This window comes from Agromyces aureus (genome assembly GCF_001660485.1).
Lineage (GTDB): Bacteria > Actinomycetota > Actinomycetes > Actinomycetales > Microbacteriaceae > Agromyces > Agromyces aureus.
On the sequence record NZ_CP013979.1, the window covers coordinates 2,591,713 to 2,612,133 of the forward strand.

General features: G+C 70.8%; 17 protein-coding genes. 3 read left to right on the forward strand and 14 right to left on the reverse strand.

The features are described 5' to 3' along the window. Window positions 1-132 precede the first annotated feature (132 nt). From ATC03_RS11545 to ATC03_RS11605, 13 genes are all read right to left on the reverse strand, one after another. Window positions 133-1,284, reverse strand: coding sequence for a cell division protein FtsQ/DivIB (locus ATC03_RS11545; protein WP_152030932.1), 1,152 nt, complete (start codon window positions 1,282-1,284; stop codon window positions 133-135). 13 nt (window positions 1,285-1,297) lie between these two features. Next, entirely contained in the window at window positions 1,298-2,701 is a 1,404-nt protein-coding gene (murC, locus tag ATC03_RS11550) for a UDP-N-acetylmuramate--L-alanine ligase (RefSeq protein WP_067877116.1), read from the reverse strand. Between the two features lie 105 nt (window positions 2,702-2,806). Continuing rightward, a complete protein-coding gene (gene murG / locus ATC03_RS11555; RefSeq protein ID WP_067877119.1) occupies window positions 2,807-3,907 on the reverse strand; it encodes an undecaprenyldiphospho-muramoylpentapeptide beta-N-acetylglucosaminyltransferase in 1,101 nt (366 codons plus the stop codon). Next, on the reverse strand, window positions 3,904-5,181 hold the full coding sequence (gene ftsW / locus ATC03_RS11560; protein WP_067877123.1) for a putative lipid II flippase FtsW: 1,278 nt from the start codon (window positions 5,179-5,181) through the stop codon (window positions 3,904-3,906). The genes murG and ftsW overlap by 4 nt, the downstream gene beginning before the upstream one ends. Further along, on the reverse strand, window positions 5,126-6,679 hold the full coding sequence (murD, locus tag ATC03_RS11565; protein ID WP_067877126.1) for a UDP-N-acetylmuramoyl-L-alanine--D-glutamate ligase: 1,554 nt from the start codon (window positions 6,677-6,679) through the stop codon (window positions 5,126-5,128). Before murD ends, ftsW begins: the two co-directional genes overlap by 56 nt. Beyond that, window positions 6,676-7,773 (reverse strand): phospho-N-acetylmuramoyl-pentapeptide-transferase, encoded by a 1,098-nt coding sequence (mraY, locus tag ATC03_RS11570; protein WP_067881994.1) that lies wholly within the window; start codon window positions 7,771-7,773, stop codon window positions 6,676-6,678. Before mraY ends, murD begins: the two co-directional genes overlap by 4 nt. After that, window positions 7,770-9,182, reverse strand: coding sequence for a UDP-N-acetylmuramoyl-tripeptide--D-alanyl-D-alanine ligase (locus ATC03_RS11575; RefSeq protein ID WP_067881997.1), 1,413 nt, complete (start codon window positions 9,180-9,182; stop codon window positions 7,770-7,772). The genes mraY and ATC03_RS11575 overlap by 4 nt, the downstream gene beginning before the upstream one ends. Then, complete coding sequence (locus ATC03_RS11580) at window positions 9,179-10,723, reverse strand: Mur ligase family protein (RefSeq protein ID WP_067877129.1); 1,545 nt, start codon at window positions 10,721-10,723, stop codon at window positions 9,179-9,181. The genes ATC03_RS11575 and ATC03_RS11580 overlap by 4 nt, the downstream gene beginning before the upstream one ends. A gap of 13 nt (window positions 10,724-10,736) precedes the next feature. Next, entirely contained in the window at window positions 10,737-12,542 is a 1,806-nt protein-coding gene (locus ATC03_RS11585) for a peptidoglycan D,D-transpeptidase FtsI family protein (protein WP_084003446.1), read from the reverse strand. A gap of 28 nt (window positions 12,543-12,570) precedes the next feature. After that, on the reverse strand, window positions 12,571-13,173 hold the full coding sequence (ftsL, locus tag ATC03_RS11590; protein ID WP_067877131.1) for a cell division protein FtsL: 603 nt from the start codon (window positions 13,171-13,173) through the stop codon (window positions 12,571-12,573). Beyond that, window positions 13,170-14,123 (reverse strand): 16S rRNA (cytosine(1402)-N(4))-methyltransferase RsmH, encoded by a 954-nt coding sequence (gene rsmH / locus ATC03_RS11595; RefSeq protein WP_067877133.1) that lies wholly within the window; start codon window positions 14,121-14,123, stop codon window positions 13,170-13,172. Before rsmH ends, ftsL begins: the two co-directional genes overlap by 4 nt. 103 nt (window positions 14,124-14,226) lie before the next feature. Beyond that, window positions 14,227-14,658: a division/cell wall cluster transcriptional repressor MraZ gene (mraZ, locus tag ATC03_RS11600; protein WP_067877136.1), complete on the reverse strand. Its 432-nt coding sequence runs from the start codon at window positions 14,656-14,658 to the stop codon at window positions 14,227-14,229. A 352-nt stretch (window positions 14,659-15,010) separates the two neighbouring features. Continuing rightward, on the reverse strand, window positions 15,011-15,400 hold the full coding sequence (locus ATC03_RS11605) for a DUF3040 domain-containing protein (protein WP_067877140.1): 390 nt from the start codon (window positions 15,398-15,400) through the stop codon (window positions 15,011-15,013). 74 nt (window positions 15,401-15,474) lie between these two features. Between ATC03_RS11605 and ATC03_RS11610 the strand changes: the two genes are divergently transcribed. After that, window positions 15,475-16,587 carry a polyprenyl synthetase family protein gene (locus ATC03_RS11610; protein WP_067877144.1) on the forward strand — a complete coding sequence of 371 codons (1,113 nt, stop codon included), beginning with the start codon at window positions 15,475-15,477 and terminating at the stop codon, window positions 16,585-16,587. 60 nt (window positions 16,588-16,647) lie between these two features. Here ATC03_RS11610 and ATC03_RS11615 read toward each other — a convergent pair whose 3' ends face one another. Beyond that, window positions 16,648-17,001, reverse strand: coding sequence for an Rv2175c family DNA-binding protein (locus tag ATC03_RS11615; protein ID WP_067877148.1), 354 nt, complete (start codon window positions 16,999-17,001; stop codon window positions 16,648-16,650). Window positions 17,002-17,186: 185 nt separating this feature from the next. Here ATC03_RS11615 and ATC03_RS11620 point away from each other — a divergent pair, with 185 nt between their 5' ends. Next, a complete protein-coding gene (locus ATC03_RS11620; RefSeq protein WP_067877151.1) occupies window positions 17,187-18,338 on the forward strand; it encodes a LysM peptidoglycan-binding domain-containing protein in 1,152 nt (383 codons plus the stop codon). Between the two features lie 95 nt (window positions 18,339-18,433). Continuing rightward, entirely contained in the window at window positions 18,434-20,383 is a 1,950-nt protein-coding gene (pknB, locus tag ATC03_RS11625) for a Stk1 family PASTA domain-containing Ser/Thr kinase (RefSeq protein ID WP_067877154.1), read from the forward strand. Window positions 20,384-20,421: the final 38 nt, after the last annotated feature.

Consider the following 20,421-nt stretch of genomic DNA (forward strand, 5'->3'; position numbering starts at 1 on the left):
GCCGAGTATGCAATTCCTGTGTTCGAAGGTATGCGGATCGCGCACCTCAGGTGGCAAGCACGCGGGCGTGTCGCGAACACCTTCGTCTCGATTGGGGCGCGCGATGAGTCGGGTGCTCGAACGAGCCTCCGATCACATCGTGACCGGACTCATCGGCGCTGAGACATCGTACAGCGACACCGAGCCCGGTGGCGCCGCACGGAGGAGGCCGTCGAGCACGTCGGCCTTGAGGCTCGACTGCTCCGCGCTGCCCCAGACGACCCTCGCATCGCCGACCTGCAACGTCACGTCGTCGGCCGTCTGCGCCGAGGCCGCGGTGACCTGCGCCCGGATCTCCGCAGGCAGACTGCGGACGACGCCGGCCACGGCACGGAAGCCGTCGCTCGCCACTCCCCCGTCGACCGTGATGAGCGGTTGCCCGTCGGGCCGCGACTCCGGCCGTTCCATGACCACGCCGGCGGCATCGACGAGCGCGAGACCGTCGGCCGTCTCGATCACGCCGACCGGTGTGCGCTCCACGATGCGCACGACGAGCGTGTCGGGCGGCACCGCCTCGGTCTGGTACGTCTCGATGAGCGGGAACCCCGACATGGCCTGCTGCACGCCGCCGCGGTCGATGAGGGCGAGCGGCGTTCCGAGCATCGGCGAGAAGGCGGCCTCGACGTCGGCGGCCGGCACCCGCGAGGCACCCTCCACCCGCACCACGCGCAAGGCCATGACGGGCGAGTAGGCGCCGATCAGCACGACCGCGACGAGCAGCGCGACCACGCCGAGCGCGACCCCCCAGGCGAGCCTGCGGCGGCGCGTGCGCACCGTGAACCGCCGAACCTCGGCACGCTCGTAGCGGCGTCGATTGCGCGTCGCCTTGGTCAGCGAGCGGCGAGCGGCCCACCCGCTCCGCACGGGCGGCGACTCGCCGTCTCCGGTACCTGCACCGGCGTCCGCCGGCCCGGTCGTGTCGTCGACCGGCGTGCGGCTCGGCTCGCGGTCCGGCGAGGCGCTCGGCGCGACGGGAGGCACGTGATCGGCTGCGAGGGGCTCGAACGCGTCGGTGAGCGCGGTCGCGGATGCCGCGGACGGCCGCGTCGCGGCATCCGCTCGCCCTGCTGCGCCAGAACTGCGGCGCTCGATGCCCGCCGTCGCCGGACCGACCGGATCAGGAGCGGCAGCACCGACAGGAGGGGCCGGAGCCGTCGGGCGCGCAGCGGATGCGTCGCGCGCCTGCATACCGGAGTCGGCCTGGCGCGGTTGCGCCGGCCGATCGAACCCCTGCGGCCGCTTCACGCGGTGGGGGTCCTCACCCGAGCTCGCGTTCGAGTGATCCGAGGAGCTGCGGCACGATGCGGTAGACGTCGCCGCATCCGAGCGTGATCACGAAGTCGCCGGCACGGGCGATCTGCGCCGTGTGATCGGCCGCCGCCTGCCAGTCGGCGATGAACGCGACGTGCTCGGGGTGCGCGAACCGGTCGCTCACGAGCGCCCCCGTGACACCGGGCACCGGGTCTTCGCGTGCACCGTACACGTCGAGGACGACGGTCTCGTCGGCGTACTGCTCGAGCACCTCGGCGAACTCGGTGGCGAAGGCCTGCGTGCGGCTGTAGGTGTGCGGCTGGTGCACGGCGATGATGCGGCCCTCGCCGACGACGGTGCGGGCGGCGGCGAGGGCCGCGGCGACCTCGGTGGGGTGGTGCGCGTAGTCGTCGTACACGCTGACGCCGCCCACTTCGCCGTGCAGCTCGAACCGACGCCCGGTGCCAGCGAACCTCGCGATGCCCGCGAGGGCGGCCGTCGGGTCGAATCCGAGCCCGACGAGCACGGCGAACGCGCCGGCCGCGTTGATCGCGTTGTGGTGTCCGGGGATCGCCAGACGAGCCTCGTAGGTCGTGCCCTTGTAGTCGACCGCGAACGCGACCGGGCCGGAGGTGACGACCGAGTGCACGCGCACGGTCGCGTCGGCCGCTTCGCCGAACGTGACGATCCGCTCGTGCGAAAGGCGCTCGCGGACCCGCGTCGCGCCCGCGTCGTCGCTCGAGATGACGACGAGCTCGCCGGCGCGGTCGGCGAACTCGACGAACGCCTGCTCGAAGGCGTCGCGCGACCCGTAGTGGTCGAGGTGATCGGGGTCGACATTCGTGATGAGCGCGACCGACGTGTCGTAGAGCAGGAACGAGCCGTCGGACTCGTCGGCCTCGACGACGAAGAGCTCGCCCTCGCCCGAGGCCGCGCTGAGGCCGAGGTCGGCGAGCACCCCGCCGTTCACGAAGCTCGGGTCGGCGCCCAGCGCCAGCAGCCCGGTCACGATCATGCCCGTCGAGGTGGTCTTGCCGTGCGCACCGGCGACCGACACGAGCCGCTGGCCCGCGATGAGCGCGGCGAGGGCCTGCGAGCGGTGCAGCACCGGCAGCCCGCGCGAGAGCGCGAGCTGGTACTCGGGGTTGTCCTGCCAGAGCGCGCCGGTCACGACGACCGTGTCGACGTCGTCGCGGAGGTTCGCCGCATCGTGCCCGATCGCGACCTCGGCGCCGAGGTCGCGCAGCGCGACCACGTTCGCCGAGTCGCGCACGTCCGACCCGGTGACGCGGTGGCCGGCACCGAGGAACAGGCGGGCGATGCCGCTCATGCCCGAGCCGCCGATGCCGACGAAGTGCACGTTGCCGAGCTCGGACGGGATCGTGGTGGACGGATCGGGCTTGATGGTCACGACGTTGCTTTCTCTGGGCTCTGGGCGGTGATGCAGAGGCCGGCGGCGACGCGCTGCGGCCGAGGTTTCGGGGTGACGGATGCCGCGGCATCCGCCACCTCCACGTTACGCGTCCGCGGCGGTGTCGTCGGCATCCGCGCCGAGGGCGGCGTCGACGAGGTCGACCATGCGGTCGGTGCCGTCTCGTCGACCCACGGATGCCGCGGCGACCGCCATGCGAGCGATGCGCGCTTCGTCGGCCAGCAGCGGAAGGACGGTCAGATCGACCCATTCGGGCGTGAAGTCGGCGTCGTCGACGAGGATCGCCCCGCCCGCTCCGACCACGTCGGCCGCGTTGAAGCGCTGCTCGCCGTTGCCGACCGGATACGGAACGAGCACCGACGGGATGCCGAGTGCGGCCAGTTCGCTGACGGTCGCCGCCCCGGCGCGCGAGACGGCGACGTCGGCGGCTGAGAGGGCGAGGTCCATGCGATCGGCGTACTCGAGCATGCGGTAGTCCGCGAGGCCCGGATCGGTCACCTCGGAGTTCGCACCCGTGATGTGCAGCACCTGCCATCCGGCAGCGGTGAGGGCGACCGCCGACTCGGTGACCGTGCGGTTGATGCGCCGCGCGCCCAGCGATCCACCGGTGACGAGCAGCACCGGCCTGGCGGCGTCGAGCCCGAAGAAGTCCGCTGCGGACTCGCGCAGCGCGGCCCGGTCGAGCTGTTCGATCTCGCGACGGAGCGGCATGCCGACCACCTCGGCGTGCCGGAGCGGCGTGCCGCTGAAGGCGACGCCGACGGTCTCGGCCCAGCGCGCGCCGAGTCGGTTCGCGAGGCCGGGCCTCGCGTTGGCCTCGTGGATCGCGACCGGCACGTCGAGGCGCCGCGCGGCGAGGTACGCGGGCGTCGAGACGTAGCCGCCGAATCCGACGACGACGTCGACCTCGCGCTCGGCGATGATCGTGCGCACGTCGGCGACCGACTCGCGGAACCGCTTCGGGAACCGCAGCGCGGCGCCGTTCGGGCGGCGCGGGAAGGGCACCTTCGCGATCGTCAGCAGCTCGTAGCCGCGGGCGGGAACGAGCCGGGCCTCGAGCCCCTCGGCCGTGCCGAGGACGAGCACCTCGGCCGATGGATCGCGTTCGGTGAGGCGATCGGCGACGGCGAGCAGGGGGTTCACGTGGCCGGCGGTTCCGCCGCCGGCCAGCAGGTAGACGGTCATCGCGTGCGCCCTGCCGGGGTGCCGGTCGTGGAGCGCGCCGAGGCCCTCGCCGCGAGGCGCGCCGCGGCACGAGCGGAGGCCGCCGGGTCGCGGGCGACCGAGAGCACGACGCCGATCGCGAAGAGGGTCGTCACGAGCGCGGTCCCGCCCGCTGAGACGAGTGGGAGGGGGACGCCGAGAACGGGAAAGACACCAAGCACGACACCGATGTTGACACACGCCTGACCGATGACCCACACCATGACGGCCGCCGTGACCGTCTTCGCGAACGGCGTCTGCGCCGAGCGCAGCACGCGAGCGAACGCGACGGCGAGCAGCACGAACAGCGCGATCACGACGACGGCCCCGATCAGGCCCAGTTCCTCGCCGATGATCGCGAAGATGAAGTCGTTGTCGGCCGCCGGGAGCCACGACCACTTGGCGGTGGAATTGCCGAGTCCGACCCCGAAGACCCCGCCGTTCGCGAGTGCGAACCGACCGTGCTGGATCTGCCAGCAGTCGTCGCCGGCGCCCTGCTCGCAGTTCTCCTGGAGGAACGCACTGATGCGGCGCATGCGGTTGTCGCTGGAGACGGCGACGATCACGAACAGCGCGGCGCTGAGGAGCACCGGCGGCAGCAGCAGCCGGAACCTGACCCCGATGAGGAACAGCGTGCCGAGCAGCATGGCACCCATGATCATGACCGTGCCGAGGTCGCCGCCGAGCAGGACGAGCCCGATGGCCCCGCCGCCCACGAGCAGGATCGGCACGACGCCCTTGCCGAAGTCGCCGAGGTGGGCCTGCTTCTTCGTGACGATGAGGCCGAGCCAGATGACGAGCGCCACCTTGATGATCTCCGACGGCTGGAACTGCACGGGTCCGAGCGCGAGCCAGTTCGTGTTGCCGCCGACCTCGATGCCGAGCGGCGTGGCGACGACGAGGAGCTGCAGCACGCAGGCGGTGAGCAGCAACGGCCACGCGACTCGCAACCAGAAGCGCTCCGGCATGCGGCTCGCGATGAGCATGAGCGGCAGGCCGATGCCGGCGAACATGCCCTGGCGGAGGGCCTGCACGAAGAATCCGCCGTCTTCGAGCCGCGATTCGACGGTCGACGACGAGAGCACCATGACGAGCCCGAACAGCACGAGGAACACGACGGTGCTCAGCAGCAGGACGTAGTCCTTCGACTCCACGCGGAAGACGCGCCCGAGGCGGATGCGGGCGGCGACTCCCCCGCGGTCAGCCTCGGGGGTCGGGTTCGGTCGCGGTGGGGTCGTGCGGGGCGGAGTCGCCATCCGCCTCACCTTCCAATCGTGCTCGTACCGCGTGCTGGAACCGACGGCCGCGATCGGCGTAGTCGGCGAACTGGTCCATCGAGGCGGCCGCCGGTGCCAGCAGCACCGTGTCGCCGTCCTGAGCGATCGCCTCCGCGAAGGCGACGGCGCGCGCCATGACCGTTCCAGTGTCATCGGCGTCGACCTCGAACAGCGGCACGTCGCTCGCGTGTCGGGCGAACGCGTCGACGAGTGCCGACCGGTCGACCCCGATCACGACCGCCGCACGCAACCGTCCGACATGGGCCGCGACGAGCCCGTCGACGTCGACGCCCTTCAGCAGGCCGCCCACGATCCACACGACGCGCGGATACGCCTTCAGCGAGGCCTCGGCCGCGTGCGGGTTGGTCGCCTTCGAGTCGTCGACCCAGCGGATGCCGCCGGAGACCGCGACCGTCTGGATGCGGTGCGCGTCGAGGCTGAACTCACCGAGCGCGTCGTGGATGACCCCGACGGGCACGCCCGCGGCACGCACGAGCGCCGATGCCGCGAGGATGTTCGCCACGATGTGCGGCGCGCCGAGTCCGCGGGGTTCGAGCTCGTCGACCGTGATGATCTCGAGCGCTGTGGAGTGCCGATCCTCGAGGAAGGCCCGATCGCAGAGGATGCCCTCGACGACGCCGAAGTCGCTCGGACCGGGGGTGTCCAGCCCGAAGCCGATGGCACGGGCGCCGTCTTCGACCTCCGCCTCCTCGACCATGCGCCGGGTCGCGTCGTCGGCGCGGTTGTACACGCACGCGACGCGCGTGTTCGCGTAGACCTTGGCCTTGGCCGCGCGATACGCGTCGGCCGAGCCGTGCCAGTCGAGGTGGTCGTCGGCGACGTTCAGGCACACGCTCGCGAGCGAATGCAGCGCGCCGGCGCCCTCGATCGGCAGGGCGTGCAACTGGTAGCTCGAGAGCTCCACGACGAGCACGTCGAATCCCCCGGGATCGCGCACGGCGTCGAGCACCGGCACGCCGATGTTGCCGCAGGGCGCGGCCCGCAGGCCGTTCGCGGCGAGCAGCGTCGCCGCGAGCTGCGTGGTCGTCGTCTTGCCGTTCGTGCCGGTGACCAGGATCCACTCGGCCGCGTTCACCTTGTCGCGCACGCGCCAGGCGAGCTCGATGTCGCCCCAGACGGGCACGCCCGTGGCGGCCGCCCACTCGAGCACCGCGTTGTCGGGGTGGAAGCCCGGCGAGGCGACCACGAGCTCGGGTGCGAACGCCGCGACCTCCTCGGGCACGGCGTCCAGCGGATGCCGCAGCACCCGCACGCCGATCACGTCGAGGATGCGCGCGCGATCGTCGTCGACGCCCGTCGCAGCCAGCAGCACCTCCGCGCCGAGCTCCGCGAGCGTGTCGGCGACCGCGAATCCGGTGACGCCCGCGCCGAGCACGAGCACCCGGAGGCCGCTCCACTCGGCGTGCCAGCTCGTCAGGGAGTCGAGGCGGCCGCCCGCGGCATCCGACTCGCTCATCGCTGGAGCCACTCGAAGTAGAAGGCGCCGACGCCCGCGGCGACGAACATGCCGGCGATCAGCCAGAAGCGCACGACGATCGTGACCTCAGCCCAGCCCTTCAGCTCGAAGTGGTGGTGGATCGGACTCATCAGGAAGATGCGTTTGCCGCCGGTGAGCTTGAAGTACGCGCGCTGCACGATGACCGAGCCGGTCTCGATGACGAAGATTCCGCCGATGAGCACGAGCAGCAGCTCGGTCTGGCTCACGATCGCGAGTGCTGCGAGCGCGCCACCGAGGGCGAGGGACCCGGTATCGCCCATGTAGATCTTCGCCGGGTTGGTGTTCCACCAGAGGAACCCGATCAGACCGCCCACGATCGCCGAGGCGACGATCGCGATGTCGAGCGGATCGCGAACGTCGTAGGCCCGATACGCATCGGCCTGATTGAGGTTCGCGCTGAAGATCGACTGGTTGAACTGCCAGAAGCCGATGATGATGAACGAGCCGATCGCGAGCACCGAGGCGCCGCCGGCGAGTCCGTCCAGTCCGTCGGTCACGTTGACGCCGTTCGATGCGGCCGCGGTGATCACGCAGATCCAGATGACGTAGATGATCGTGCCGAGCACCGTTCCGAAGACCATGAAGTCCAACGGCAGGTCGCGGATGAACGAGATGCTCGTGCTCGCAGGCGTCACGTTCTCGGCGTTCGGGAAGCTGATCGCGAGCAGGGCGAACGCGGCCGCGACCGCGGTCTGCCCGGCGACCTTGGCCCATCCGCCGAGCCCGAGGCTCTGCTTCTTGCGGGTCTTCAGGAAGTCGTCGAGGAACCCGACGAGCCCCAGCCCCACCATCATGAACAGCACCAGGAGCCCGGTCGCCGTGGGCTTCTCGTTGCTCAGCAGCAGCGTGGCGACGAAGTAGCCGAAGACGGTGCCGAGGATGAAGATGATGCCGCCCATCGTGGGCGTGCCGCGCTTGACGTGATGGCTCTGCGGCCCGTCGTCGCGGATGAACTGCCCCCAGCCGAGCTTCACGAACAGCCGGATGAAGAGCGGCGTCAGAAACAGCGTGAAGGCGAGCGACAACGCGCCGGCGCTCAGAAGTGCTCTCACGAGAACCATTCTCCCAGTCGGTCGCCGAGGTGACGGAGACCCGCCGAGTTCGAGGATTTCACCAGCACGGTGTCACCGGGCTGAGCGGATGCCACGACGAGGTCGTACGCCTCGTCGGCGGTCTCGACGTAGGCGGACTCGCCGTCCCATGAGCCCTCGTTGATCGCCGTGATGTGCAGGCGCCTGGCGCCCGGTCCGACCACGATGAGCTGCGAGATGCCGAGCCGCACCGCGAGCAGGCCGATGCGGTCGTGCTCCTCGCCCGAGAACTCCCCGAGTTCGCTCATCTCGCCGAGGACGGCGATGGTCCGGGTGCCCGGGGCCTTGACCTGGGCGAGCGTCTTGATCGCCGCGCTCATGGAGTCGGGGCTGGCGTTGTACGCGTCGTTGATGACCGTGACGTCGTCGCGCCCGCCCATGACCTGCATGCGCCAGCGCTCGGCCAGCGTGACCTGCTCGAGCGCCGCGACGACGTCGGCCAGCGCCACGCCCAGTTCGACGGATGCCGCGACGGCCGCCAGTGCATTCATCACGTGATGCTCGCCGAGCACGCCGAAGTGCACGCGGGCGGATTCGCCGCCGGGCACGTGCACGGTGAACTCGGTGCCGCGGGCGTGCACGACGAGGTCGTCGGCGCGCACGTCGGCGGCGGAGCCGAGTCCGAAGGTGACGACCCTGGCCTCGGTGAGACCGGCCATCGGCGCCACCCGCGGGTCGTCGAGGTTGAGCACCGCGACATCCGTGGGCAGCAGGTCGGTGACCATCTCGGACTTCGCGCGAACGGTCTGCTCGATGCCGCCGAACTCGCCGGCGTGCGCGAGGCCGACCTTCAGCACGATGCCAATGTCGGGACGGGCCATGCGCACGAGGCGCGCGATCTCGCCGACGCCCGAGGCACCCATCTCGGCCACGAGGAACTTCGTGTCGTGCGCGAGCGCGAGCATCGTGATCGGGCCGCCGACCTCGTTGTTGTACGACGCCCGGGCAGCCACCGTCGGCCCGACGTGCTCGAGCACCGCGCGCAGCAGGTTCTTCGTCGTCGTCTTGCCGTTCGAGCCCGTGACGCCGACGATCTTCAGGTCGCCGTGGGCGCGCACGCGCGCGACGACGTCGGTCGCGAGCGCACCGAGCGCGACGACCGAGTCCTCGACGACGATCTGCGGAACCTCGAGGTCGAGTTCGTGCTCGACGACGAGCAGCGCCGCGCCCTGGTCGGCGGCAGCGGGTGCGAAGCGGTGGCCGTCGTCGAACTCGCCGCGCTTGGCGAAGAACACGTCGCCGGGGGCGATCTCACGGGAGTCGGTGGTGACGGTGCCGTCGACGAGCGTCGCGGACGTCGCATCCGTCGAACGCAGGCGGAGCGACCCGCCGACGGCCGCGGCGATCTCGTCGAGACTGAGGGCGATCATGCGAGCCACCCGGCTTCGCGGAGCGCGGCGCGCGCATCGTCTCGTGCTGAGTAGGGGATCTTGACGCCTTTCACTTCGTGATAGTCCTCGTGACCCGGGCCGGCGTAGAGGATCGAGTCGCCGTCGCCGGCGAGGGCGAGCGCAGCGCGGAACGCGGCACGCGGGTCGGCGATCTCGTGGAGCTCGCGGTCTGGCACCGCGGCTCTGGCGCCCTCGATGAGGGCCGCGCGGATCTCCGCGGGGTCCTCCCATCGGGGGTGGAAGTCGGTGATGACGACGACATCGGCGCCGCGCGCGGCGATCGCGCCCATGTCGGCGCGCTTCGTCGTGTCGCGGTCACCGTCGGCGCCGAAGACCATGATCACGCGCCCGGTGGTCGTTCGACGGATCGCGTCGAGCGTCTGCAGGAAGGCGTCGGGGCTGTGACCGTAGTCGATGTAGACGGTCGGTCCGCGCTCGCCCGAGATGCGCTCGGCGCGGCCCGGGATGTACGCGTCGATGCCGTCGGCGCCGAGGCTCGCCCCGATGCGCTCGAGGTCGTAGCCCGCCTCGACGAGCATGACGATCGCGAGCGCCGCGTTCGCGGCCATGTACCAGCCGAGCAGCGGCACCCGGGTCGCGAGGCTCCGGCCGTCGGGGCCGTCGAGACGGAACGCCGTGTACGTCGGCTGCTCCTCGGTCACCGTCAGGCGCCAGTCGGCCGCGACGTCGGGCTTCGTCGTGAGCGTGGTGACCGGGATGCGCGAGTCCTCGACGAGACGTCGTCCCCACTCCGAGTCGACCGTGACCACGCCGCGGCGTGCGCGCTCGGGCTGGAACAGGTCGCGCTTCGCCTCGTAGTAGACGTCCATCGACGCGTAGTCGTCGAGGTGGTCGTGGGTGAGGTTGGTGAACCCCGCGACGTCGAACACGAGTCCGTCGACGCGGTGGCGCGAGAGCGCCTGCGCCGAGACCTCGACGCCGACCGCGCGCACGTCGACCTCGCGCATGCGGGCGAGCAGGGCGTGGAGCTCGCTCGCCTCGGGGGTGGTGAGCGAGCTCGTGACGGCCTCGTCGCCGATGCGTCGCTCGGCCGTGGAGGTGAGTCCTGCGACGACGCCGAGCTGGCGCAGGATGCCGAAGAGCAGGTACACGACGCTCGTCTTGCCGTTCGTGCCCGTGACCGCGAACAGCGTCGCCGGGTTCTCGTCGGTGCGGTGGATCCACGCCGCGACATCGCCGAGCGTGGCGCGCGCGTCGTCGGCGACGAGCACGGGCAGGCCCGAGTCGGCGGCGAGGAGCGCGCCCGCGGCATCCGTCAGCACGGCGACCGCACCGGCGTCGCGAGCCGCGGCGGCGTACTGCGCGCCGTGCGCGTTGCGGCCGGGGACGCCCACGTAGAGATCGCCGGTGCGCACGGTGTTCGACGACAGCACGACGCCCGTGACCTCGAGGTCGCCCAGGTCGCCGCGCACTTCGAGCGCGAACGTCTCGGCCAGTCCGCGAAGCGATCGGGGGGCGGGGTGCTGAGGCCGGAGGGCCGTGGGAGGCGATCCGGTCACGAACCCAACTTTCTCACCAGGTTTCTGGCAGGTCAGGCGCCGCGGCGCCGGATGGAATCGTCCGATACTTCTTCAGCACCTGGCTCATGACCTGTTGGAACACGGGAGCGGATGCGGCGGACGAATTCATCTTAACGGCATTCATGATGCTGACCGAAACGACGAACTCGGGGTCGTCGGCCGGCGCGAAGCCCGAGACCGAGACCAGGTACTCCTTGCGGTACCCGCCGTTGCCGTCGGGCACCTGTGCGGTGCCGGTCTTCGCGGCGACGCGATAGCCGGGAATGTTCCAGTCCTTGGCGAGCCAGCCCTTCGTGTACACGTTCTCGAGCATCTCGCTCGTCTCACGCGCGGCCTGTTCGCTGATCACCTGCGTGCCCGTGACCTCGGGCGAGGTGGTCTTCCCGTCGGCGCCGGTGCAGCCCTCGACGAGTTGCACGGGCATGCGCACGCCCCCGTTCGCGATGGTCTGGTAGGCGCTCGCGATCTGCACCGCGGTCGTGGTGAGGCCCTGTCCGAACATCGTCGCGTAGCGGGTCTGGTCGTCCCAGTCGGCCGGGTCCCCGTGCAGGTCGCCGGAGGCCTCGGCCGGGAAGCCGACCTCGCTCACGCGGCCGAAGCCGAACTTCTGCATGTACTCGAACCGCTGCTGGTCGGTCAGCATCTCGCCGAACTTCGACATGCCCGTGTTCGACGAGTCGATGAGCACCCCGGTCAGGGTGTACCGCGTGTCGTCGTGGTAGAAGCTGTCGTTGACGTCGGCCCCGCCGACCTTGTAGCGGTACCCGGCGACGATCTGACTGAGCGGGTTCGCCTTGCCCGCGTCCTCGACGGATGCGGCGGTCACGGCCTTGAACGTCGACCCGGGCTCGAACGGCGCCGTGAACGTGCGCGAGCCTCGATCGCCCGAGTCCGTCGCAGCGGGGTCGTTCGGGTCGACGGTGGGCACGTCGGCGACGGCGAGCAGCTTGCCGGTCTTGGCCTCCATGACCGTGACGGTCGCCCATTCCGCACCGACCGCGAGTCGCTGCGCCTCGGCGATGCGCTGCACCTCCCACTGCAGGTCGGAGTCGATGGTCAACTGCAGCTTGCCGCCGTTCCTCGCCTGCTTGTGCACGACCTCGGTGCCGGGGATCTCGACCCAGTCCTGCAGGCTCGGGATGTACGTGACCTCCCCGTCCTCGCTCGCGAGGCAGGCATCCTGACCCAGCTCGAGGCCGGCCTGCGCCGCGCCGTCCTCGCCGACCCAGCCGAGCAGGTTGCCGCCGACCGCGCCGTTCGGGTAGCTGCGGCTCGGGTGCGGGTACTGCACGACCCACGGGATGTCGAGGGCCCGGATCTTCTCGTAGGTGTCGACATCGACGAGCTTCGCGACGTACGCGAAATCGGAGTCGGGATCGTCGGCGAGCTCGGCCGCGACGATGCCGAGGACCTGGTCGCCGGTGAGCCCGACGATCGCGCCGAGCTCGGCCGCGGTCTGCTCGAGCGGAACCTTGACCCTGACCGTCTTCCCTGGATCGCCGGGGTCGGGTTGCTCGCGCTCGATCGGCCCCTTCTTCGCGTTCTTCGGCGAGAGGGCGACGTCGTAGCGCATGACGCTGTCGGCGAGCACGATGCCGTTTCGGTCGACGATCTCGCCGCGCGTGCCGTACACCGGAATCGGATCGGTCGAGCGCACCTCGTCGGCCTGCTCGTTGAGCGCCGCGGCGCGCACGACCTGGATGTCGACGAGGCGCACCACGAAGAGCGCGACGAGCACGACGAGCACGACTCCTGCCGCGAGGATCCTCCGCATCGGGTGACGGCTGATGCGGTTCACCTGGATCCTCCTCTGGCGGCTCTGCAGGTCAATGGGTGGTGGGCGTCGGCAGCGAACCGCTGACGGGCGGCGGCGCCGGTGCGGCCGGTACGGCCGGATCTGCAGCCGCTCCTCCGAGGCCGGCCCCCTGACCGCCCACAGGTGCAGTCTGCCCCGAGGGCTGCTCGGTCACGAGCGGCACGCCGCCGATCAGCACATTCGGAACCAGGGCAGCGGATGCCGCGGCTCCCCCGCTCGCGGCGGTCGGCTGCCCGAGCACCGCGCCGTCGCTGAGCCGCAGGAACACGGGGTTCGTGTTGGGAACCATGCCGAGCGCCTCGGCGTTCTTCGCGAGGTACTGCGGGGACTGCACCCGGTCGAGGTCCTCGGAGAGGGTCTGCTGCTGCCGGGAGAGCTTGGCCTGGCTGAGTTCGTAGCCGTCGATCTCGTAGGCGCCCTGCGTGACGGCGATCGACAGCATGAGCTGTGCGATCGCGATCGCCACGACGCCGCTGACGGCGATGACCGCGTACGCGAGGCGGGGCTTCGACCGCGCGGCGCGGTCGGGCGCCGGGCGGAGGATCTCGGGGATCCACGCGCGACGACGGATCTGTGCGGGTGCGAGTGCGCTCTGCGCGGGAAGTGCGCTCATGTCGCCCTCCTCACGCGTTCGGCGGCGCGCAGCCGCACGGGCTTCGCCCGCGGGTTCTCGACCTGTTCGGCCTCGCTCGCGAGTTCGGCGCCGCGCACGAGCAGCTTGAACTGCGGGCGGTGCTCGGGCAGTTCCATCGGCAGGTCGGCCGGAGCCGACGACGTGGAGGCGGCCTGCAGCACGCGCTTGACGATGCGGTCCTCGAGTGACTGGTAGGCGAGCACGACGATGCGGCCGCCGACGTTCAGCCCCTCGAGGGCGGCGGGCATCGCCCGCTGGAGCACCGAGAGCTCCTCGTTGACCTCGATGCGCAGCGCCTGGAAGACGCGCTTGGCCGGGTGACCCTGCCGCTGCACGGCAACCGGGGTCGCGTCGTGGATGATCGACACGAGTTCGGCCGATCGCAGGATCGGCTGGGTCTCGCGAGCCTTCACGATCGCCTTCGCGTATCGCGCCGAGAGCTTCTCCTCGCCGAAGTCCTGGAAGATGTGCCTCAGCTCGGACTCGCTGTACGTCGCGATGATGTCGGCCGCGGTGCGCCCGGTCGTGCCGTCCATGCGCATGTCGAGGGGCGCGTCCTTGGAATACGCGAATCCGCGCTCGGCGCGGTCGAGCTGCAGCGACGAGACGCCGAGGTCGAAGAGCACCGCGTCGACCTCGTCGTATCCCTCGGAGCCGATCGCCTCGAGGATGCCGTCGTAGACCGTGTGCACGAAGCGGGCGCGGTCGCCGAAGCGCGCGAGCCGCTCGCGGGCGATCCCGAGCGCATCGGTGTCGCGGTCGAGTCCGATGACCGTCAGCGACGGGAACCGCTCGAGCATCGCCGCCGTGTGGCCGCCCATGCCCAGCGTGGCGTCGACGACGACCGCGCCGTCGCGCCGCAGCGCGGGTTCGAGGAGTTCGAGCGTGCGCTCGAGCATGACCGGTGTGTGGATGCGTTCGATGTCCATGATGCCTCCGGGATCGTGTCCGACGGATTCCGATGCCCATCCGTTCGTCCTGTTGCGGGGAAGTGCAGCAGGCGCGTACGGCTGGGAGTCGCAACCCGTCGAGCTAGAAGAGCCCCGGGATCACCTCCTCCGCCGTCTCTGCGAAGGCCGCCTCCTGTTCGGCGAGGTAGGTCTGCCAGGCCGTGGCATCCCAGATCTCGACCCTGCTGCCGGCACCGATGACCGTGAGGTCTCGACCGAGCCCCGCATAGCTGCGGAGCGTTGCAGGGACCGTGATCCGGTGCTGCTTGTCGGGCGTCTCCGCGGAGGCCCCCGAGAGGAAGACGCGCATGTAGTCGCGCGCCTGCTTGCTCGTCACCGGGGCTTGGCGGATCTTCTCGTTCATCTGCTCGAACTCCCTGGCGCTGAACACGTAGATGCAGCGTTCCTGCCCGCGCGTGAGCACGAGACCGGTCGACAGTTCGTCCCGGAATTTGGCCGGAAGAATGACGCGGCCCTTCTCATCGAGCTTGGGCTCGTAGGTCCCGAGGAACACCGCACCACCCCCTTTCCTCCGACCAGGATCCAGGTGCCCCCACTTTACTCCACTCTCATCCCCGAAACAACGACATGCGGCCGATCGGTATGGAACAGCAGCAGAACTGCCCTGGAAAGACGGGCATTCACGGCGTGGAGGGGTGTGGAGGGATTCGAGCGCAACGGGGAGCAACGACGGCATTCCGATCGTCGGATGCCGCGTGCGCGCGCCGAGGCGGCCGCACCGTCCTCGCCATCGAGGTCTCGGATCAGCCGCAGAACCGCCGACTCGACGTGCCGGGAGCCCGGAAACGACGAAACGGGCCGATCCGGAGGATCGACCCGTTCAACGGTGGAGGGTGGTGGAGGGCCTAGTCGCCGCGCTCCTGGCGACGGTCCCAACGCTCGTTGAGGCGGTCCATGAAGCCGGCGGACTGCTGGCCCTGCGTCTTGCCGGTCGACGGCGCACCCTCTTCGGGAGCCGGAGCGGACGCACCTCGTTTGCCCGGCGTGATCGCGACGAGCACGCCCGCGAACATCATGGCGAAGCCGAGGATGCCGACGATGAGCATCTGCAGCGCCACTCCCGCGATGAGGGCGCCGGCGCCGATCACGGCGAGCAGAACACCGAGCACGATCGCCCGGTAGTTCGGGCGTCGCCCATGACCACCTCCGACCGCATGCACGAAGTCCGCATCATTGCGGTAGAGGTTCCGCTCCATCTCCTCGAGAAGACGTTGCTCCTGCTCTGAAAGCGGCATCTCTTTCCCCTCAGGCTCGGGACCGACGCATCCGTGCCCATTCTAGCGCCGCCCGGCCTCGCTAGGCTAGGCGAGTGGCTCAAGGTTCTCGACTGGTCGATCTGGTTCAAACGCGCATCGATGGGTTCCTCGATGACCGCAGCACCATTCTCCGCTCGATCGCACCCGAGCTGGAGCCGCTCGACGACTTCTCAAGGCGCTTTCTCAGCGGAGGCAAGCGCTTCCGGGCCCTGTTCTGCTATTGGGGCTGGGAGTCCGTCGGCGGAAGCGGATTCGACCCGTTCGGCGACGACGCCGAGCGCGACACCTTCCCGATCGTGTCGGCGGCCTCGGCGCTCGAGGTCTTCCACGCCGCGGCGCTCGTGCACGACGACATCATCGACAACTCCGACACGCGTCGTGGGGCACCGGCCGCGCACCGCCTGTTCGAGCGGATGCACGCCGATGCGGGCTGGCTGCGCAGCAGCGACGAGTTCGGCCGGGCGTCGGCGATCCTGCTCGGCGACCTCCTCCTCGGCTGGAGCGACGAACTGCTCGACGAAGGGCTCGACACTCTGAGCGACCGGGCCGCCGCTCGCGCGGCGCGTGCCGAGTTCATGCGCATGCGCACCGAGGTGACGGCCGGCCAGTATCTCGACATCCTGGCCGAGCAGTCGTGGCGCACGAAGCCCGATGACGAGCAGCGGCAGATCGCCGAGCGCGTGATCACGTACAAGGCCGCGAAGTACTCCGTCGAGTCGCCGCTCGCCCTCGGCGGGCTCATCGCCGGCGGCACACCGGCGCAGATCCGGTCCCTCCGCGACTTCGGGCTCCCGCTCGGCATGGCGTACCAGCTGCGCGACGATCTCCTCGGCGTCTACGGAGACCCGGCCGTCACGGGCAAGCCGAGCGGCGACGACCTGCGCGAGGGCAAGCGCACCATGCTCGTCGCGATCGCCAGGGAACGCCTGGCGGCCGGCCCCCGCAACCTGCTCGACGAGTTGCTCGGCGACCCCGAGCTCACCGACGAGCAGATCCGGATGCTGCAGCGGACCATCGGCGACTCGGGCGCCGTCGACGAGGTCGAGACGATCATCGCGGCCGAGGTCGGGCGTGCGCTCGCCGCCCTCGCCGACGCGCCGCTGAGCTCGCCTGCACGCTCCGAACTCGCCGCGCTCGCGACGACGGTCAGCCGCCGCAGCAGCTGATCGCATTCGGGCGGGGCCGGCCGGAGGCCGCGTCCCGGCCGTCGATCAGGTGGCGGTCGATCAGGCCAGCGCCTGCGCGACGCGCCTGACCTCGGCCTTGCGACCGGCCAGCAGGGCCGTGATCGGGCTGACGCCGAGACTCTCGTCTTCGTTCAGGAGCCACTCCAGCGCCTCGGCGTCGCTGAACCCGCCATCGCCGAGCACCACGATCGTGCCGTGCAGCTCGGGCAACGGGTGGCCGTCGCGGATGAAGACCGCGGGCACCTTGAGCACGCCGTCGAAGCGGGCGGCGAGCAGATGACGATCGTCGATCAGGCGACGCACCCGGCTGGGGGTCGAGCCGAAGAGCTCGACGAGGTCGGGAACGGTCAGCCATTCGGTCGCGGTCGAATCGGGCGCAGTCGCATCGGTCACGCCTCCAGCCTAGCCAGCGCGCGGTCTCGGAAGGTACCCGTCCGAGCTTGCGGAGCACCGCGCGGAGGCACCCGCCGACGTCGCATCGGGCCACTCCCGGTGACACGCGCGCATGTCGTTGACTCCTCCGGTCCGCTGTGGAACGGTGACGCACAGAACCGATGGGGGTCGGTCGAGGGGGCAGCATGACGAACGGCGAGACGCCGGCCGAGACGTCGGCACCGACGACCAGGCGCGAACTCGCGCGCGAACGGCGGCCACGCGGCATCCGTCGCCTGCTGACCCTGCCGATCGCGATCGTGGGCACGCTCGCCGTGACCCTCGGCGTCGTGCAGCCGGCCGTGGCGGCCCCGCACACCGCGAAGCGGCTCGCGAAGGCCAAGGCTGCGAACACCGAGGTGCGCCGCACGGCGGCGGTCGCGGCGGTCGCCCCGCCGGCAGAGGTCGTCGTCGCCGAGGGCGACACCGTGAGCGGGATCGCCGAACGCTACGGACTCGCGACGGCCGAGGTGCTCGCCGCGAACGGACTCGGATGGTCGAGTCTCATCTTCCCGGGCCAACGGCTGGCGCTGCCTGGCGGCTCGGTGCCCGTCGCGCCTCCACCCACGGCGGCCACCGACATCCGTCGCCACACCGTCGTCGCGGGCGACACCGTGAGCGGGATCGCCGAGCAGTACGGCCTTCGGGCGAGCGATGTGCTGAGCGCCAACGGCCTGAGCGCGTCGAGCCTGATCTTCCCCGGCGAGTCGATCGTGCTGCCAGGTACCGGTGGAGCGCCGGATGCCGCGGCGACCGCCGCTCCCCCGGCCGTGCCGCCGCCGGCCGCGCCCGAGCCCGCCGCCGCCGAAGCCGTGACCGCGGAACCCGTCGCACAGGTGGAGCCCGCCGCGCCGGCGGAACCCGCAGCGCCCGAGCCCGACCGCCCGGCAACGCTCACCGACGAGATGCGCGCCAACGCGCAGCTCGTCATCGATGTCGGCCGGTCGATCGGAGTGTCCGATGCGGGCATCGTGGTGGCGCTCGTCGCCGCGGCGCAGGAGTCCGGGCTCCGCGACCTCGACACCGGCGACCGCGACTCGCTCGGGCTCTTCCAGCAGCGGCCGAGTCAGGGCTGGGGAACGGTGGAGGAGGTCTCCGACCCCGCGCACGCGGCGCGCTCGTTCTACGGGGGGCCCGGCGGGCCCAACGCGGGCCGTGCACCGGGCCTGCTCGACGTCGACGGCTGGGAGTCCATGCCGGTCTCGGCCGCGGCGCAGGCCGTGCAGCACTCCGCGCACCCCGATCACTACGCGAAGTGGGAGACGGCGGCACGGGTCTGGATCGCAGAACTCGGCTGACCCGCGACCACCGGTCGCATCACGAAGCGATTCCGATCCCAGCGTGCACGGTGTGTAGTCGGCCATCGGCATGAACGACTTCGTACACTTCTCTGGTGACCACTGCGCCCGTCGACCCGATGATCGGCCGTCTCATCGACGGCCGGTACCAGGTGCGCTCGCGGATCGCGCGCGGCGGCATGGCCACGGTGTACCTCGCGACCGACCTGCGCCTCGAGCGCCGGGTCGCGATCAAGATCATGCACGGGCACCTCGCCGACGACAACACGTTCAAGACCCGCTTCGTGCAGGAGGCCCGCTCGGCCGCACGCCTGGCGCACCCGAACGTCGTGAACGTCTTCGACCAGGGCCAGGACTCCGACATGGCGTACCTCGTCATGGAATACCTGCCGGGCATCACCCTGCGCGACCTCCTCAAGGACTACAAGCGCCTCACGCCGGAGCAGACCGTCGATATCCTCGACGCCGTGCTCGCCGGCCTCGCGGCCGCGCACAAGGCCGGCATCGTTCACCGCGACCTCAAGCCCGAGAACGTGCTGCTCGCCGACGACGGCCGCATCAAGCTCGGCGACTTCGGCCTCGCGCGCGCAGCCAGCGCGAACACCGCGACCGGGCAGGCGCTGCTCGGCACGATCGCCTACCTCTCCCCCGAGCTCGTGACCCGCGGCATCGCCGATGCCCGCAGCGACATCTACGCCGTCGGCATCATGGTCTACGAGATGCTCACGGGCGAGCAGCCCTACGTCGGCGAGGCACCGATGGCGATCGCGTACCAGCACGCGAACGACCAGGTGCCGATGCCGAGCACCAAGAACCCGTCGGTCCCGGTCGAGCTCGACGAGCTCGTGCTGTGGTCGACGTCGCGCGACCCCGACGCGAGGCCTCGCGACGCGAAGGAGATGCTCGACCGGCTCCGGCAGATCGAACCCGAGATCCGCGGCGGTCGCATGAACACGACGCAGGCCACCTCGGTGCTCACCGGCGGCTTCCTCGCGGCACCCGCTCCGGTCGGCGCCTCGACGGCGGCGACCACGGTGCTCACGGGCACCGCGCTCGCGCCGACGCCCGTGCCGTCCCCGTCGTTCCCCCCGTCGGATGCCGACGGCGACGGCCCCGACGCTGCGGCGCTCACCACTGCGGCGGCGCACCGCCGCCGACGCGGCTACTGGATCCTCGCACTCGTGCTGCTGCTCACCGGCCTCGCCGCGGGCACCGGATGGTACTTCGGCGCCGGCCCCGGCTCCTACGCGACCGTGCCCCAGATCGTGAACGAGACCCCCGACGACGCTCGTGCCGCCCTCGTCGATGCGGGCTTCGAGGTCACCGATGCGCAACGCTCCGACCCCGAGGTCGCCGATGGACTGGTGTCGGGCAGCGATCCCGCGCCGGGCGAGCAAGCACAGCGCGGGTCGGCGCTCACGATGTACATCTCCACCGGTCCGGCGATCATCGCCGTCCCGCAGGTCGTCGGTGCTGCCGAGGCCGATGCCAGAACCCAGCTCTCGGCGTTCACGGTGAACGCGAAGTCGGTGGAGCAGTTCTCGGCCGATGTCCCCTCCGGCTCGGTCATCGCGGTGCTGGCCGCCGACGGCTCCCCCGTTCCCGACCAGTACGCGGAGCGCGGCAAGCTGAGCCTCGTCGTCTCCGTCGGTGCCGTGCCCCCGGTCGAGGGCAAGCTCGCGACCGACGCGGAGGCCGAGTTGAAGGCGGCCGGCCTGACGGTCGAGTACGCCGAACCGGTGTTCGACAACGAGGTGCCGAAGGACCACGTGAAGACGGCCGACTGGGCCGACGACCCGATGGTGCCGGGCTCGAAGGTCATGCTCACCGTCTCGAAGGGGCCCGACCTCGTCGCGGTCCCCGACGTGGTCGGCCAGTCCATGCGCGACGCCATCGCCGCGCTCGAGGCCGCGGAATTCGAGGTCAGCTACAGCCTGCCCGACGTGTTCCTCGACTTCGCCAAGGTGACCTCGACGGATCCCGCCGGGGCCGCGCAGGCACCGCGCGGCTCGACGATCACCGTCGTCGGTCAGCTCACGCTCTGACGCGGGTCTCCTGATCCGCGGCTCGGCTCCCCGTCGAA

Excerpts from the sequence above, each read along its gene's own strand:
- murG (WP_067877119.1), bottom strand. The coding sequence starts at position 3,907 with ATGACCGTCTACCTGCTGGCCGGCGGCGGAACCGCCGGCCACGTGAAC.
- ftsW (WP_067877123.1), bottom strand. The coding sequence starts at position 5,181 with ATGGCGACTCCGCCCCGCACGACCCCACCGCGACCGAACCCGACCCCC.
- murD (WP_067877126.1), bottom strand. The coding sequence starts at position 6,679 with ATGAGCGAGTCGGATGCCGCGGGCGGCCGCCTCGACTCCCTGACGAGC.
- ATC03_RS11575 (WP_067881997.1), bottom strand. The coding sequence starts at position 9,182 with ATGATCGCCCTCAGTCTCGACGAGATCGCCGCGGCCGTCGGCGGGTCG.
- ftsL (WP_067877131.1), bottom strand. The coding sequence starts at position 13,173 with ATGAGCGCACTTCCCGCGCAGAGCGCACTCGCACCCGCACAGATCCGT.
- rsmH (WP_067877133.1), bottom strand. The coding sequence starts at position 14,123 with ATGGACATCGAACGCATCCACACACCGGTCATGCTCGAGCGCACGCTC.
- ATC03_RS11605 (WP_067877140.1), bottom strand. The coding sequence starts at position 15,400 with ATGCCGCTTTCAGAGCAGGAGCAACGTCTTCTCGAGGAGATGGAGCGG.
- ATC03_RS11620 (WP_067877151.1), top strand. The coding sequence starts at position 17,187 with ATGACGAACGGCGAGACGCCGGCCGAGACGTCGGCACCGACGACCAGG.